Source organism: Candidatus Blochmannia vicinus, assembly GCF_023586525.1.
In the GTDB taxonomy this organism is placed as follows: domain Bacteria; phylum Pseudomonadota; class Gammaproteobacteria; order Enterobacterales; family Enterobacteriaceae; genus Blochmanniella; species Blochmanniella vicinus.
The window spans coordinates 453,336-469,667 of record NZ_CP097763.1; the positions used below are offsets into that span (position 1 = coordinate 453,336).

Consider the following 16,332-nt stretch of genomic DNA (forward strand, 5'->3'; position numbering starts at 1 on the left):
TGAATGGTAGCGTATCCAATTCAATTAATTTTTTAGCATAATTTAATAATATTTATTTACATAGTAAATGTTTTCTATTCTATAAATAGGCCCTATATGTTCTGGGCGAGATTAGTTTTTATTAAAAATTTGTACTGTGATACTTTTAGAGAGAGAAAATGCTTGCTATTATACGCATTATTTCAGTGTTGATATTGTCAATTATTATTTGTATATTTGGCATCGTTTATTGTTTATTAAGACCTCATCAGTCATATCATTCTGATCTTTTGGGTCGTTTGTTTGGGAGCATGGCTCCTATTTTTGGTATTACAGTTAAAATACGAAATTTTTCAAATAATCCATTACCGAGGAATTGTATATATATTTCCAATCATCAAAGTAATTATGATATGATAACAGTATCTCGTGTTGTACAGCCACGTACAATAATAGTCGGTAAAAAGAGCTTACTATGGATTCCGTTGTTTGGTCAATTATATTGGTTGTGTGGAAATATATTGATTAATCGGAGTCAAAGCTCTCGATCTCATAATATTTTAATAAAAATAGCTAAATCTATTAGAACGCGCGATGTTTCTATTTGGGTCTTTCCGGAAGGTACGCGTAGTTTTGGAAAGGGATTATTGCCGTTTAAAATAGGCGCTTTTCATGCTGCAATTTCTGCCAAAGTGCCCATTATACCTGTTTGTGTTTCTAATACTTCTAACAAAATAAAATTAAATCGTTGGTCTAATGGGTTAGTAATTGTTGAAATTCTGACGCCTATAGCAACTCAACAATATGAACCTAATAGAATACGTAGTATGACTAAATATTGTTATGAAGTTATGAAAAAAAAAATTGATGAGTTAAATCAAGAAGTAATTGAAGCTGAAACACAGGTTATTCGATCATTACACTCACGCCGTACAAAATAGCTTTCAAATTGTATTACAGATAAATACTCAGTCAGTGGGAACCCCCCCGTATTGATTGATTGTTTTAAGTTAACAGAATGTTATATATGCAATATATAGCCATAAAATAACATGCATAACTTATATTTATGCTATTATAAATTAATGCGATTGAAACCATCTGATAAATCATTAATCAGATCATCAGGATGCTCTAATCCTATGTGTACCCGAATCAATGTTCCTGTGAAATCTAACGTTCCAGCTGGACGTATGTAGCGTAGCTCTTCTACTTGATTTACTAAAATTAAAGATTCAAATCCGCCCCAGGAATATGCAAGTTTAAAATACTTAAGGTTGTCAATAAAACTAGATAATTGTAGTTTATTTAAACGTTTCTTTAGAATAAATGAAAATAATCCACTGGATCCGCTAAAATCTCTTATGAAATATTCATGTCCTTTGCATGTAGCTAAAGCAGGGTGATTTACTCGTTCTACTGCTGGATGTTTGGCTAACCAATGCGCAACATGCAGTCCATTTTCTTCATGTTGTTTTAATCTAACATATAAAGTACGTAGTCCTCGTGATGCCATATAAGCAGTATCAGCATCAACCATTTGACCCATCAAATAAGATTGTTCTTGTAATTGATCCCAACAACGTGCATTAGAAACTGCAGTGCCTATCATGGCATCAGAATGACCTGTGATATATTTAGTTCCAGATTGCAAGGAAATATCAACTCCTACATCTAGTGCTTTAAAAAAAACTCCTGCTGACCAAGTATTGTCTAATAATATGATGATATCTGATTTTTTTTCACGCACTGTTTTAACAATGTCAGGGATATTTTGTACTTCCATAGTTATTGAGCCTGGTGATTCTAATAAAACTAAACGGGTGTTATGTTGAATGAAATTATAAATATCACTTCCAATCAAGGGGTCAAACCAGGTAGTATGCACGTTCATTTTTTTTAAAACATGCCGACAGAATTTTTGAGTTGGTTCATATGCTGATCCTGTCATCAATATATGGTCTCCTGGCTTGATAAAAGAAAGTATTGCATGAGTAATTGCTGCTGTACCACATGGATATAACATGCAACCAACGCCATTTTCTAATTCAGTCATAGATTGGCGTAAAGAAAAATGGGTAATAGTCCCGTATCTACCATAGAATAATGTATCAGTGGTGTTGTAATTCTTAATAGCTTGTTTTTTTTGTTGAATAGAATTGAACACTACTGAAGATGTCCGTTGAATGATAGGATTTACTGCGCCGTGTGTATATTGCTTATCTCTTCCAGATGTGATTAGTTCGGTTTCAAATTTTATCATAATTACTGTTTTAAATTGATTAACCCTAAAACTTGCGATCAACTTTTATCACGATATCATATTTCTATTGTGATTATTCTTTTATTAGATAAAAAATTAAAATTCTTTATAAATTACCTATTAAATTTATATATATTCAAGTTATTTAATTAAACTACAATATAATAACTGTATGTTGCTCCAATTTCAATGGATGTATGTAGATTATATTTAGTATTATATCTAACAGCATAATACATAGTGCGATTTATGTTAAAGAGAAAATTATTTTTAATTAAATGATTTATATCAAGTGAATAATCATTCAATGATATTTAAATATATAATTTTTATGTGTTAATTGTTTATATAGTTGTTACATAAATTTTATTTTTAGTTTTTAATGCGCTGTGATTGAATATAATTGTTACATTAATTTTTTAAGAAATGATGTTTATCATAAGTTTATGAGTGTATGGTTGAATTGAATCGTTGCGTTATTTATACGATATATAGAGTTTAATAAAACAGATAGGTCAATATTATTTCATGGTAGTATTACATTATTTAAATGATTTGAATAAATATATGATAACTACTATAATATTAGTTGATAGTTAATTATCATTGTAAAATGAAAATCCCTTTGGGATATATCTTGATAAAAGTAAATAACGTTGAGACAAAACAAAATGTTGACATCAGTGTGGTGATTATTGATTGATCAATAAGCCGGCATTAGTTGTAGTTGATAAAATTAATTGGACTAAATATAAGTTGTCTATTCGACTATCACTAAATATAGTTTATGTTACTTAAATACAGCATAACGTAAATAAGATTATAAATCATTTTAAAAAGCTATTATATCCGTATGTATAGACAAATATCTGTTACTGTAATCGTTATATTGATATATAGTAAATAGATATATTTATGTTTTATTTTTGTTTTAAAAGGATAGGTTTTGCTAAAACCATACATAATTTCTACGGTTATCTTGCAATGGTTATCAGTTTCAATATAAAGCCATGATTTGTTTTATTTATACTGAAATATTGCTAGGTTTTAGTTTTTTGTAAGTATAACAAATTTTCTAATATTTTAATTTATAAATTAGTTAATTTTTAAAATATGCCCGGACTTGGAATTGAACCAAGGACACGAGGATCTTCAGTCCTCTGCTCTACCGACTGAGCTATCCGGGCTTTTAGTTTTGATCGACATTTTTAATAAAAGAATCTAGTCGTATTATCTTTATTCTACTTATTTCGTCAATATATTTCATATGTTAATGAAAACTATTATTTAAGTATTTCAAAATAACAAATCATTCCAGATTCCATATTAGTTTATATCAGCAACACCATTTTAATTAAACAGTATAAATAGCAACAAATAGATAATTGTTATTCGTTTTACTAAAATATATCTCATTTTACTATTTGAAATAGTGATTTTTATTTTCTATTAATTTATCAAATAAAATACTTTTATAAAATTTTAGAATACAAAGTTCAATTCTTAAGACTTATTGTTATAGTAAGTATATTAGGCTTCGTTGCATAATTAATATTATATAGTATTATGGTAATGTGGATCGTATCCACGATAGGTAGCTTGGTTCTCCATCTATAATAGGTAGTACTAATAATTCCGGAACTTTATAAGGATGTAACTTTTTAATTGTTGTAAACACTGCATCTTTTAAAAATTTTTGTGTTTTAATTAATAGTTGTAATTCAGTGTGATCTTTCAGGGTAGTTTCCCAATAATAAAATGAGCGCACTTCGTGCAATAAAGTTATACATGCTGCTAATTTATTATTTAATAATGTTTTTGTAATATTTAAAACAACAGACATATCGTTTGGTGTAGTACACAGGATTATTATCATGTTTTTTCTTTAAACAATCAAGCTATGCAATCCATTGATGCAATATATAGTGAAATTTTTGTACTCTGTTTTTATAACGAAAGTCAATTATTTCAGTATATATCGATCTTTTTTATATTGTGTTTGTATTATACTTTATGTTATTATATTAAATGATATTTGTAAATATAATGTTAATTATAATAAAAAATTAATTGCTATTAATGATTTGATAGATTGCTTATTTACGAGAATAAAGATGTTTATATATGTAAAAAATTTTTCATCCCCCCTTGAAGCAATCTTGAATGCCCCCATTTTAACTATTGTCCTGAAGTGGTGAATATTAATAAAATTTGCATCTGACGTTCGGTATAAAATTGTTAACGTGATATGTAAATAGTTAGATAATATAATTAGGGAGCATTAAATGAAAATTCGTCCATTGCATGATCGTGTAATTGTTAAACGTAAAGAGGTTGAATCAAAATCTGCAGGAGGTATCGTGTTGACTGGATCTGCAGCAGGAAAATCTACACGTGGAGAGGTATTGGCTGTTGGTCATGGCCGTGTTTTGGAAAACGGGGGGGTAAAAGCTTTAGATGTTCGTATTGGAGATACCGTGATTTTCAATGACGGGTATGGTGTAAAAGTGGAGAAAATTGATAATGAAGAAGTATTAATTATGTCAGAAAGCGATATCCTTGCTATCGTTGAGAAATAATTCGCGACTAACTTATTAATTGAACTAAAAATTTTTAAGGAAAATGAAATGGCAGCTAAAGATGTAAAATTTGGTAATGATGCTCGTGTCAAAATGCTGCGCGGTGTGAATGTGTTAGCCGACGCGGTGAAAGTCACTCTTGGCCCTAAGGGTAGAAATGTAGTGTTAGATAAATCTTTCGGGGCTCCGGTTATAACTAAGGATGGGGTGTCTGTAGCTCGGGAAATTGAACTAGAAGATAAATTTGAAAATATGGGCGCTCAAATGGTGAAAGAGGTTGCTTCTAAGGCAAATGATTCTGCAGGTGATGGAACTACGACTGCCACTGTTTTAGCTCAGTCTATAGTTAATGAAGGATTAAAAGCTGTAGCTGCTGGAATGAACCCTATGGATTTAAAACGTGGAATTGACAAGGCAGTGGTTGCTGCAGTAGAAGAGCTGAAAAAGTTATCTGTTCCTTGTTCAGATCCTAAAGCTATCGCTCAAGTAGGTACTATTTCTGCAAATTCTGATGAAACTGTTGGTAAACTTATTGCTCAAGCAATGGATAAAGTAGGAAAAGAAGGTGTAATTACTGTAGAAGAAGGATCTGGTTTGCAGGATGAATTAGATGTAGTTGAAGGTATGCAATTTGATCGCGGTTATCTGTCTCCTTATTTTGTAAATAAACCTGAAAGTGGTACAGTAGAATTAGAACATCCTTTCATTCTGTTAGCAGATAAAAAGATTTCTAATATTAGGGAAATGTTACCTATATTAGAATCTGTTGCTAAAGCAGGAAAGCCATTACTTATTATTGCTGAAGATGTTGAAGGAGAAGCTTTAGCTACTTTAGTAGTAAATAATATGCGTGGTATTGTAAAAGTAACTGCTGTAAAGGCTCCAGGTTTTGGTGATCGACGTAAAGCTATGTTACAAGATATAGCTATCTTGACCGCAGGAACTGTGATTTCTGAAGAAATTGGATTAGATTTGGAAAAAGCAACACTGGAAGATATGGGACAAGCTAAACGTGTACTTATTACTAAAGATGCTACTACTATTATCGATGGAGTAGGTAATAAGTCTGCTATAAATAGCCGTGTAGCGCAAATTAATCAACAGCGTGATGAAGCTACTTCTGATTATGATCGTGAGAAACTTCAAGAACGTGTCGCTAAATTAGCTGGTGGAGTTGCGGTAATTAAAGTTGGAGCAGCTACTGAAGTAGAAATGAAAGAAAAGAAGGCACGTGTAGAAGATGCCTTACATGCAACTCGTGCTGCTGTAGAAGAAGGTGTAGTTGCAGGAGGTGGTGTGGCTTTAATTCGCGTAGCGAATGCTATTAGAAATTTGTGCGGTGATAATGAAGACCAAAATGTAGGAATTAAAGTAGCTCGTCGCGCAATGGAAGCTCCATTGCGGCAAATTATGGCTAATGCTGGAGAAGAACCATCAGTAATAGCTAATAATGTTCGATCTGGGGAAGGAAATACTGGGTATAACGCTGCTACTGAAAAATATGGTAATATGATAGAGTTGGGAATTTTAGATCCTACTAAAGTAACTCGTTCTGCTTTACAATATGCTGCATCTATTGCAGGTTTAATGATTACTACTGAATGTATGGTTACTGAATTACCTAAAGAAGATAAACCAGATTTAGGAAATGCAGGGGCTGGTGGTAACATGGGCGGCATGATGTAGTTTTAATTAAATAATATAATCACCACCGGAACTAAACAACCCTAATCTAAAATAGGAAATAAATAAGATTAGGGTTGTTTAGTTCCGGTGGTGATTATACTTTTTAGAACTAATTTGTTTTATGGTACTGTATAGTATTAATGAGCTTAAAACTGGGCTTAAGATTATTCAAAATGATGAACCATGTGTTATAATCAGTAATGAGTCTATAAAGCCTGGAAAAGGGCAGTCTTTTAATCGAGTGCGATTTAGGCAAATAATATCTGGAAAAATATTAGAAAAGACTTTTAAGTCTGGTGATTTGTTAAGATCAGCTGATCTTTATGATATCAGTTTAATTTATGTATATCATGATAATGAGTTTTGGTATTTCATGGATGAAAAAAATTTTGAAGAGATCGCTGTTGCTTCAAAAATAATAGGAGATAACTTTAAATGGATTGCAACTCAATTACATTATTTAATAACTTTATGGAATAAAGTGCCAATTCTTATAACTCCTCCTAATTGTATAGAACTAAAAGTAATAAAAACTACTTCAATAAAAAAAAATAACTCTAGATCGTCTGAAACAAAATTAGCTACTGTAAATACTGGAGCTATGATTAAGGTTCCACTTTTTATTCAATTAGGAGAGTTAATTAAAATTAATACTCGCTCAGGAACATATGTCTCTCGAGCAAAGTAAATCTATACCAGATGATAGTATCTATTTTGTTGTGTAATAATTTGCATTAGGATAATTAGAATCAAAATTGTTGACAAATAATTGGTTGTTATAAGAATATATAGGTATGTATGGTAGTTTTAACCCATTATTTTGGTAATATTCTATGATTAACATATGTATTTGATGACATAAAGGCATGCGAAGTTTTATATCTGATATATGCATTCGTATCTCAAATATAGGTAATCCTTGTTGTAAATCTACTAAATATACTTCTGGAGGCGGAGTATTTAAGGCAAGAGAAGAATTTTGTACTATTTGTAGTAAGATTTGTACTATCTTTTTAGTATCTGTTTGTAACGGAGCTGGTACACGTAATACTACACGTGTTAATGTGTCCGATAAAGACCAATTAATAAATTGTTTTGTAATAAATTCTTTGTTTGGAACAATAATTTCTTTATGATTCCAATCAGTAATGATAGTTGCACGAGTATTAATGCGAGTGATATTACCAGTAAGATTGCTAATAGTTACAGTATCGCCAATACGAATTGGTTTTTCAAATAGTATTATTAATCCAGAGATGAAATTCGCAAAAATTTCTTGTAATCCAAAACCTAATCCTACACCTAATGCTGCTACTAACCATTGTATTTTAGTCCATTCTATACCTATTAATGAACATCCTATTATCCCTCCAAGAAACATCAATATATATTTAGTTAACGTAGTAATTGCATATCCTGTGCCTGGCGTAAGATCTAAATGTTGTAAAAAAGTGAGCTCTAGAAACGCTGGCAAATTTCTTACTGTTTTTGTAGTAATGACGATTACTAAGACAGAAATAATAAATGAATTCAACGTTATAGGTTGGATATTATCTACGCCTTTTATAGTAGAAGTAACATCCCACAATGTAATATTTTCTAAAAAAGAGAATGCTGAATATAATTCAGACCATAATAAAGTGGTTAATAATAAGGCGATGAGAGTAATAATAGATCGTATTAATTGTAATGACTGCGTACTAATAGTATCTAAATCTAAAATCTTTTTATTGTTTTTATCATTAGATACTAATTTATTAGTCTGTAATTGATAAGCATTTGATTCATTATTATATGCTCTTAGATTTAATTGAGTAACTCGTTTTTGTTTAGCTCGCTCAAAAGCAATACGACGTCTCTGAATGGATGTCCATCTACGAATAATATGGTATATGATTAACAACATAATCCAAATAAATAATGATGTTTCTAATCGTGCTAATAATGCTTGAGCAGCAAATAAATAACCTAAAATACAAGAAATTGCTGCTATTATTGGCGCGCATATCATAAAATTCCATAAAGAATAATTGATGATATTGTCGGAAGAATCATATTTATTTAAATATAGAGGCAATCCAGAACATTTTAGATTATTGGTAATGAATGTTAAATAAATACATAGCAAAATAAAGCATAACCGTCCCAAAGTATTAGAAAATTCTCTATCATTATAGTTATTAAATATAGTTAGCATCATTATTAAAAACACAACTGTTACAACAGCCCAGATATAATGATGTGAAAAAACTTGTTGAACTCTTTTTTTTGGCCAGCCAAAATGGATAATAAACAATCCTTTTGGAAACGCAAAATAAACGCCCACTATAAATACCCACAATATAAAGGTTGTAGCATTAATTTCATCACTAATTTCTACAGAAATAGGGTATAACCAAGCGTGATTTAAAGTATGTCCTATAATTGCCCATAAAATTGGAATTGGTAATGCTATTAACATTGAGTACCATATATTATACAAAGTAAGCAAAAAATTATCTTGATTTACTTTGCCTATTTTTTTACTAGATCGGTTTAAAAATTCTTGATAATGACGTTGTGCAGTAAAATGAAATCCAATTGATGCAATAAAACATAATATTATTAGTATTAAAGTTTTCTGATTAGAAAAAGTCATTTTTAAAACATGCATTATTTGACGATCAAATTTATTTGCAGTTAATAATCTGTATAAATCATGATAAATGTCTAACGGGTAAGATATAGTAATTGGATGTACATCAGCTACCCAAAATAAATGACGATGCGTAGCTTTTTGTATATCTTGTAATGCTTCTTTAAGCTGTTCATAAGAAATTTTTAATTTTGTTAATTCAAGAATTTGTGTATCATAATTGTCTAATAATGCAGAGATAAGATTACGTTGTATAATTAGTTTTTTTTCAAGAATATGTTTTTGCAGTAATGTTAATGATGATCCATCGTCTTGTTTGCTTTGTGATGATATTAATGTTAATTTATTTAACTGATTTTCACATTGAAGACGCTTGGCTCTTAATTGCGCCATATCATGATCTAGTTGCTGAAATTTAGGCATTTTTGGTAACTTAGAAACTTGAGAACGTAATGTTTCTCCAAGAGCTGGAGATTTGTCTAACCACTGCGCTTGTTCAAGTAAATTCGCAAAAGTTTGACGTACTTGTAATGTATATGATGTTGCTTCTTGTTGTTTAGATATGATACTGGTTATATAATGCGCTTGTTGATTTAAAGTAATTGAAAGATCATGATTGGTTTGTATCTGCTTTATAATGGATTTTGGTAATGTATTATTTTGTTCTGATAATATTTTTTCGCTATATTTAATAGGTTGTTTTGATTCGTGTTGACATAAATAGCTTAATTTGTTTCTTAATATCTGTGGTTCATTATCTACATATTTATATTTTTTTTTCAAAAATACTGTCCGAAGTTGGGATAATTCTTTATGATTGTTGGCGCTTAATTGAGCGAGTTCGAGTTCGGCTACTTTTAGTTGTTTAGCTACCTGTTCTGCTTGTAATGCCATAAATTTGGCTTCTTCTATCGGAGTATTTTTATTTGTAATAGATAATATGTGTTGTTGCGCTAAATTATTTAATATATTTTTAACCGTAGTCTGTTGTTTTAGTAATAGTATCAATGATTCATTAATTGAAGATATATAATTTTGTTCTTGTTTCAATTGTTTTGACAAATCTGTTAATTGATTATTAATTTGGAATAATTTCTGTTTCAGTTCATGAGTAGAAAGATTTTTATAGATATTAATACTTTGATTACATATATTGCTATATTCTCTGTGTAATTGAAGAATTGTACACGGAAAATCGTCTATTATTTTTTGATATTCTCTAATTTTAACATTAGAAAAGTTTCTTTCAGAAATAAAATCTAAAGTAGATTGTAGACTTTTTATAATGGATTTTTGATGAATGTCAAAATGTTCTTGTTGTTGTGCATATTGTAAATATTTTTTAATTTCATGTTCTTTTGAAAAATCATAAGAAAATAGTATCAGTGGATATAAACATCCTACAATAAATATTAACGAAGAAAAATATTCAAAAAATATGGTTTTCTTTTGAAAAGAGATCATACTGTGTACAATATTATTGCATGATTTTGGATAATGCACAAATATGTGTGATTATTTTTCTTGATTACATCCTTGTGCTAAAGGCATACCGATACGAGCAATATCGTATGGTTGTAATAGATTGTTTAAAATAACCTTTTTGTTATCAAATAAATTAATAACAGTAGATCCTAATTTAAATAATCCCATTTCATGTCCTTTTTGTAATATAATTAGATCTTCAATATTTGAAGTGTTTGGGTAACGCCAATGCTTAACAATCCCTTCTCGCGGCGGGGTAATTGCGCCTAACCATGCAGTTTCAATGCTTCCTACTATTACAGTTCCAACTAAAATTTGAGCCATATAACCAAAATCTGTTTCAAATAGACAGATAACTCTTTCATTGCGAGAAAATATATTAGGTATATTTTTTGTAATTTTTGGATGTACTGAAAATAAATCGCCGGGTATATACAACACCTCACGAAGTGTGCCTGTACAAGGCATGTAAACACGATGACAATTTTGAGGAGGTATATAAATGATAACGAAGTTTCCATCATTAAAATAATTAATGATGTTATCATGACCTGCTAGTAATCCATCTAGATGATAAGGAATTCCTTTTACTTGGAAGATATTTGTTTGATTTATTTTTCCTATTTGAGTAATGATTCCATCAGCTGGAATAACTAATGTAGATGGATTGGTGTCTATAGGTCGAGAATTATTACGCAATTTTCGAGTAAAAAACTCATTAAACGTTGTATAATTGGATGGATTAGGGTTATCGAATTCTTTCATATCTATTTTATAGACATGAATAAACAATTGGATCGCATAACGTGTTATCCACCCACCTTTCCATGAGGCTCCTAATCCTAATAAATAAGTAATCCAATATTTTGGTAATAAGTACTGCAGTAGAACTTGTATTTTTTCTAACATAATATGTACCTAATTTTTAGATTATTAATTTTTAGTTAAATGATTATAATGATTATATGTATTTCGTTATTAACTTTTTATAAATTCATATTATTCTTAAACGTTAATATAACATATAATATAGTTGTATATTGTATAAAAGTGCGCAAAAGTATGTTAAACTTTTGCTTATAGAATGAAGTTACTTTATTCCTAAGAGAAAGTTGCAGAATAACAGCGATCAATATAAGAGATTTCGTTTAATGGTATAGTGATCCATATTTAAAATTTCGATATATATTCACACTATAATAATATGTTTTATATATTTTATTTAACTTAAATTAAAATAATATTAAAAATAAAATGATTATAGATAACATTTATGTGTTTAGATTAAATTTTAAATAATATAACCGTATAGGTAGAGTTGAATGCATGATAAGAATTTAATATGGATTGATTTAGAGATGACTGGATTGAATCCAGAGAAAGACCGTATTTTGGAAATAGCTACCGTAATTACTGATAGTAAATTAAATATTTTATCGGAAGGCCCTGTTATAGCGATACATCAATCTGAATCTCAACTGTTGTTAATGAATGATTGGAATATGCGTGTTCATAGTTTTACTGGATTATTAGAAAAAGTTAGATCTAGTAAACTGGATGAGATAGATGCATCTAATTTAACGGTAAAGTTTTTAAAAAATTGGGTGCCTTTTAAAAAATCACCAATATGTGGGAGTAGTGTAGCTCAAGATCGACGCTTCTTATTTCGATACATGCCAGAATTGGAATCATATTTTAATCATCACTATTTGGATGTTAGCACTATTAAAGAATTAATGATTCGTTGGAGACCAGATTTGATATCTGGATTGAAGTTACGTAAAACTCATCGTGCATTGGAAGATATTCATGAATCTATTGTAGAATTGATGTATTATCGAAAATATTTTATGAAATTATAAAATAATATATTGTTTATAGTATAAGTGTTATTTAGTCATTTAATGATGAGGGATCAACGCACAATAATTAATTAGTATAAAAATTTAGTTATTAGTGTGGCTATTATATATGTATGTTAATGAATGGTAATTATGGTCTTTATTTTTATTTTAAATAAGCGGGAATAGCTCAGTTGGAAGAGTACAACCTTGCCAAGGTTGGGGTCGCGAGTTCGAGTCTCGTTTCCCGCTTTATTGAATTTATTTTCAGCGCTCTATTTATTAATTAAAAAATCATATATTAATATCGACATTAATGAATTTTTAAGGAGAAGTGCAAATATTTACATATTTAGCATAGTAAATTATAAATTATTATTTAGTTTTTAAATAATTTAATGATTGTTATATTCAGAAAATAATGATCTATCCTACTTTAGGCATGTAGATCTGTAGTAAATTATTACATATTAGTTCTCATAAGAAAATCAGTAACGTATGTCTTGTTGTTTCAATACATTTAATGCTTATATTAAGTTTTTGTGTTGTTTTATGTATAAAATATTTTGTCGCATAAGGTATAAATTATATTGAAGATGAAAAAATATGTATTGACGTTGTCTGATGAATCAAAAACCTTATTATTAGGTGCTACATTGGCTTCTGTTTGTGTTAGAAGTTGTGTGGTTTATTTAAATGGTTATGTGGGATCAGGAAAATCTGTTTTTTGTAAAGGATTTTTACATGCGTTAGGACATGTTGGGCATATAAATAGTCCAACTTACACTTTGATTGAATCTTACATTTTAACGCATTGGCATGTATATCATTTTGATTTTTATCGGTTAACTTCTTCAGAAGAACTTGAATATATGGGAATTAGAGATTATTTTGATGGCCATGCTGTATGCTTAATAGAATGGCCAAAACAAGGGATGGGATTTTTACCAACAGAAGATATTGCAGTGACAATGAATTATCATGACTGTAAAGAGTCTAGGAAAGTAGTGATAGAATCTTTTAGTAATTTAGGTCACAGAATGCTAGATGATTTATTAGCATATTGGAAATTGCATATATGAAGTTGAAATATGAAATAGTTTTTGTAATAATAATCTTATCAAAATATTTATGTATTGAACCGATAATAGCGTCAACTCTTAGCGCAATCTCTGTTACAAATAATAAAAATCAATCTACGATAATGTTAGATTGTGCTGTTGTTCCTGTTTATATGATCTTTTCTTTACGCAATCCAGAAAGAATTGTAATAGATCTTCTAACGACATCTAAGGTTGAAAAAGATATATCTCCAATAAATTTCAACGGTTCTAATTTAGTTAGATGTATTCGAACAAATACATCTGTTAATCACCAAAATATACGTATAGTATTAGATTTAACTTGTCCCGCAAATATAGGAACAGTAACACAAAAGCAAATAAAAGAAAATTATCGTCTTATGTTAACAATTTTGAAAAAGAAAACATTTACCGTGGCGGATGATATAAATCTTCATAAGATGCCGTCTATTATGATTCATAAAACTCGTTCACATGTAAATAAAGTAATAAATCATCAAAAAAAAATAATAGATACGCAATTTAAAAAAAATCAAAATCACAAACAAGTATTGTCTCCGATTATTGTAGCAATCGATGCCGGACATGGAGGTCAAGATCCAGGAGCTATGGGACGTCATGGCGGGATATATGAGAAAAATATTACGATTAATATAGCTAAAAAGCTAAAAATGTTATTGGATTTAGATCCGAGTTTTAAAGCCGTAATGATCCGGGATGGAGACTATTTTTTATCGGTTATGGAACGTTCTAATTTGGCTCGAAAAAGAGGAGCAAATGTTTTAATTTCTATTCATGCAGATTCTGCTGTAAACGCTAATGTTAGAGGAGCGTCAGTTTGGGTATTATCTGATCGTCGCGCTAAAAGCGAAATGATACATTTGTTACAATGCAGTGAAAAACATTCAGAATTATTAGGAGGATTAGGAGATATACTAACTAGTTATTGTAATGATCCATATTTTAGCCATTTAGTTTTAGATTTACAGTTTGGTTATGCTAAGCGAGTAGGATACGACATTGCGGTACATATATTACATCAATTAAAAAATATTACCCCTTTACATAAGAACACACCTGAGTATTCCAGTTTTGCCGTATTGCGATCTCCCGATATTCCATCTATTTTAGTAGAAACTGGATTTATTAGTAATATAAAAGAAGAGTATCTTCTTGTTAGTAATATTTATCAAGAAAAAATAGCTAATGCTTTGTATAAAGGTTTATGTTCTTATTTTATAAAATCACAAAAGAAACCGTTAGATTCCTCACAAGTAAAAAGAACATATGCTGCCGCCAGTTAATGAATAATTAATATTACTGTATATTGAAGCTATTATTATGAAAATTTCAGTTTTTTAGAAAATTATTATCAATATTTGTTGTATACTCTTATATATAAGAGTTAATATGTTCGTTGAAATAATTGAAGTGTCTTCATACATCATTTTATTTACATGACCTATCGAAGTAATACTTTTATATTGTATAAGTTAAGGAAGAAGAGTATTAAACGTCAACCATTAGTTATATTTTTAATGGGTCCTACAGCTTCTGGAAAAACAAGTGTAGCTATAGCTTTAAAAAAAAGAAAGTTAAAAATAGATATCATTAGTGTTGATTCAGCTTTGGTATATCGTGGTATGAATATCGGTACAGCTAAACCTATTCCTGCAGAATTAAAGCTTGCTCCTCATAAACTGATAGATATTCGTGATCCAGTTGAATGTTACTCAACAGCGGATTTTTGTCATGATGCAAACAATGAGATAGAAAAAATTATAAGATCCGGACATACACCTTTTTTAGTTGGTGGAACAATGTTATATTTTAAGAATTTGCTGGAGGGTTTGTTTTTTTTACCGAAGACTAATCAAAAAATTCGCGATGATCTAGAATACGAAGCAAAAAAAATAGGATGGGTAAGTATGTATAATCTACTTAAACATATTGATCCTGTTGCTGCTAATAAAATTCATTTAAATGATCATAAAAGAATAATTCGAGCATTAGAAATTTTCTTTATTTCTGGTAAAACATGGACAGAGTTGAAATTAATTGTTAGCCTCAAATTGAAATATCGAGCATGTCAATTTGCAATTGTTCCATCAAGCCGTGAAATTTTAAATAAACGAATTGAGCAACGGTTTTATAGAATGTTAGAAATAGGATTTGAGGATGAAGTTAGTAAATTATTTGATCGTTCTGATTTACATAGAAAAGAAGTAAGATCATCTATATCTTGTGTTGGCTATCGCCAAATGTGGGAATATTTATCTGGTGAGATTAACTACAATCAGATGATAATTAAGGGGATTTCTGCTACTCGACAACTTGCAAAACGGCAACTTACGTGGTTGCGTAAATGGCCAAATTTACATTGGTTATGTAGTGATAATTTGTCTGCTGCGATTGAAAGTATCTCAGCAGTATTAGTTAAAAATTAATTTTATGTATGAAATTTTCAAAATAAACTTGAAGTTATATAATTTTTGAGATTATTTAAAATGATAAAAATAAACTTTAAGGAAATCGAAAAATGAATAAAGGTCAATCATTACAAGATCCGTTTTTGAATGCATTACGTCGAGAACGCATTCCGGTTTTTATTTATTTAATAAATGGTATCAAATTACAAGGAGAAATTGAGTCCTTTGACAAATTTGTGATACTGTTAAGAAATACAGTTAATCAAATGATTTATAAACATGCTATATCTACCATTGTACCTTCCCGTCTCGTCCCATACTACATCAGTCGTAACAGTTAAAAACTTCTTCAT

At 29.6% G+C, this 16,332-nt stretch carries 13 protein-coding genes and 2 tRNA genes; 10 read left to right on the forward strand and 5 right to left on the reverse strand.

Annotated features, from left to right (window positions below):
* Positions 1-158: 158 nt before the first annotated feature.
* A complete protein-coding gene (locus M9408_RS01895; protein WP_250256991.1) occupies positions 159-920 on the forward strand; it encodes a 1-acylglycerol-3-phosphate O-acyltransferase in 762 nt (253 codons plus the stop codon).
* A gap of 134 nt (positions 921-1,054) precedes the next feature.
* Here the strand turns inward: M9408_RS01895 and metC are convergent, their stop codons facing one another.
* The 3 genes from metC to cutA all read right to left on the reverse strand — a co-directional run bounded on the left by metC (position 1,055) and on the right by cutA (position 4,118).
* Positions 1,055-2,242 carry a cystathionine beta-lyase gene (gene metC / locus M9408_RS01900; protein WP_250248501.1) on the reverse strand — a complete coding sequence of 396 codons (1,188 nt, stop codon included), beginning with the start codon at positions 2,240-2,242 and terminating at the stop codon, positions 1,055-1,057.
* Between the two features lie 1,114 nt (positions 2,243-3,356).
* Positions 3,357-3,429 (reverse strand) — tRNA-Phe (locus M9408_RS01905).
* Between the two features lie 377 nt (positions 3,430-3,806).
* A complete protein-coding gene (gene cutA, locus M9408_RS01910; RefSeq protein WP_250256992.1) occupies positions 3,807-4,118 on the reverse strand; it encodes a divalent-cation tolerance protein CutA in 312 nt (103 codons plus the stop codon).
* Positions 4,119-4,527: 409 nt separating this feature from the next.
* Between cutA and M9408_RS01915 the strand changes: the two genes are divergently transcribed.
* The 3 genes from M9408_RS01915 to efp all read left to right on the forward strand — a co-directional run bounded on the left by M9408_RS01915 (position 4,528) and on the right by efp (position 7,195).
* Positions 4,528-4,821, forward strand: a complete 294-nt coding sequence (locus M9408_RS01915) for a co-chaperone GroES (protein ID WP_011282622.1) — start codon at positions 4,528-4,530, stop codon at positions 4,819-4,821.
* A 48-nt stretch (positions 4,822-4,869) separates the two neighbouring features.
* A complete protein-coding gene (gene groL, locus M9408_RS01920) occupies positions 4,870-6,507 on the forward strand; it encodes a chaperonin GroEL (protein ID WP_250256993.1) in 1,638 nt (545 codons plus the stop codon).
* A gap of 121 nt (positions 6,508-6,628) precedes the next feature.
* The gene (efp, locus tag M9408_RS01925; protein ID WP_250236307.1) at positions 6,629-7,195 is read left to right on the forward strand and encodes an elongation factor P; all 567 of its coding nucleotides are present in this window, start codon (positions 6,629-6,631) and stop codon (positions 7,193-7,195) included.
* Between the two features lie 21 nt (positions 7,196-7,216).
* On the opposite strand, the gene mscM is transcribed toward efp, so the two are convergent.
* Positions 7,217-10,606, reverse strand: coding sequence for a miniconductance mechanosensitive channel MscM (mscM, locus tag M9408_RS01930; RefSeq protein WP_250256994.1), 3,390 nt, complete (start codon positions 10,604-10,606; stop codon positions 7,217-7,219).
* A gap of 51 nt (positions 10,607-10,657) precedes the next feature.
* Positions 10,658-11,536: an archaetidylserine decarboxylase gene (asd, locus tag M9408_RS01935; protein WP_250256995.1), complete on the reverse strand. Its 879-nt coding sequence runs from the start codon at positions 11,534-11,536 to the stop codon at positions 10,658-10,660.
* Between the two features lie 413 nt (positions 11,537-11,949).
* Here asd and orn point away from each other — a divergent pair, with 413 nt between their 5' ends.
* From orn to hfq, 6 genes are all read left to right on the forward strand, one after another.
* Positions 11,950-12,489: an oligoribonuclease gene (gene orn / locus M9408_RS01940; RefSeq protein ID WP_250256996.1), complete on the forward strand. Its 540-nt coding sequence runs from the start codon at positions 11,950-11,952 to the stop codon at positions 12,487-12,489.
* Positions 12,490-12,647: 158 nt separating this feature from the next.
* Positions 12,648-12,720 (forward strand) — tRNA-Gly (locus M9408_RS01945).
* A gap of 344 nt (positions 12,721-13,064) precedes the next feature.
* Entirely contained in the window at positions 13,065-13,550 is a 486-nt protein-coding gene (tsaE, locus tag M9408_RS01950; RefSeq protein WP_250256997.1) for a tRNA (adenosine(37)-N6)-threonylcarbamoyltransferase complex ATPase subunit type 1 TsaE, read from the forward strand.
* Entirely contained in the window at positions 13,547-14,854 is a 1,308-nt protein-coding gene (locus M9408_RS01955; protein WP_250256999.1) for an N-acetylmuramoyl-L-alanine amidase, read from the forward strand. Before tsaE ends, M9408_RS01955 begins: the two co-directional genes overlap by 4 nt.
* 234 nt (positions 14,855-15,088) lie before the next feature.
* Entirely contained in the window at positions 15,089-15,997 is a 909-nt protein-coding gene (gene miaA, locus M9408_RS01960; RefSeq protein WP_250257472.1) for a tRNA (adenosine(37)-N6)-dimethylallyltransferase MiaA, read from the forward strand.
* A gap of 92 nt (positions 15,998-16,089) precedes the next feature.
* Complete coding sequence (hfq, locus tag M9408_RS01965; RefSeq protein ID WP_250236325.1) at positions 16,090-16,320, forward strand: RNA chaperone Hfq; 231 nt, start codon at positions 16,090-16,092, stop codon at positions 16,318-16,320.
* The last annotated feature ends 12 nt before the right edge of the window (positions 16,321-16,332 follow it).

What these genes read in the sequence shown, in the direction of transcription:
- M9408_RS01895 (WP_250256991.1), top strand. Translation starts at nt 159, where the DNA reads ATGCTTGCTATTATACGCATTATTTCAGTGTTGATATTGTCAATTATT.
- metC (WP_250248501.1), bottom strand. Translation starts at nt 2,242, where the DNA reads ATGATAAAATTTGAAACCGAACTAATCACATCTGGAAGAGATAAGCAA.
- cutA (WP_250256992.1), bottom strand. Translation starts at nt 4,118, where the DNA reads ATGATAATAATCCTGTGTACTACACCAAACGATATGTCTGTTGTTTTA.
- M9408_RS01915 (WP_011282622.1), top strand. Translation starts at nt 4,528, where the DNA reads ATGAAAATTCGTCCATTGCATGATCGTGTAATTGTTAAACGTAAAGAG.
- groL (WP_250256993.1), top strand. Translation starts at nt 4,870, where the DNA reads ATGGCAGCTAAAGATGTAAAATTTGGTAATGATGCTCGTGTCAAAATG.
- efp (WP_250236307.1), top strand. Translation starts at nt 6,629, where the DNA reads ATGGTACTGTATAGTATTAATGAGCTTAAAACTGGGCTTAAGATTATT.
- mscM (WP_250256994.1), bottom strand. Translation starts at nt 10,606, where the DNA reads ATGATCTCTTTTCAAAAGAAAACCATATTTTTTGAATATTTTTCTTCG.
- asd (WP_250256995.1), bottom strand. Translation starts at nt 11,536, where the DNA reads ATGTTAGAAAAAATACAAGTTCTACTGCAGTACTTATTACCAAAATAT.
- orn (WP_250256996.1), top strand. Translation starts at nt 11,950, where the DNA reads ATGCATGATAAGAATTTAATATGGATTGATTTAGAGATGACTGGATTG.
- tsaE (WP_250256997.1), top strand. Translation starts at nt 13,065, where the DNA reads ATGAAAAAATATGTATTGACGTTGTCTGATGAATCAAAAACCTTATTA.
- M9408_RS01955 (WP_250256999.1), top strand. Translation starts at nt 13,547, where the DNA reads ATGAAGTTGAAATATGAAATAGTTTTTGTAATAATAATCTTATCAAAA.
- miaA (WP_250257472.1), top strand. Translation starts at nt 15,089, where the DNA reads ATGGGTCCTACAGCTTCTGGAAAAACAAGTGTAGCTATAGCTTTAAAA.
- hfq (WP_250236325.1), top strand. Translation starts at nt 16,090, where the DNA reads ATGAATAAAGGTCAATCATTACAAGATCCGTTTTTGAATGCATTACGT.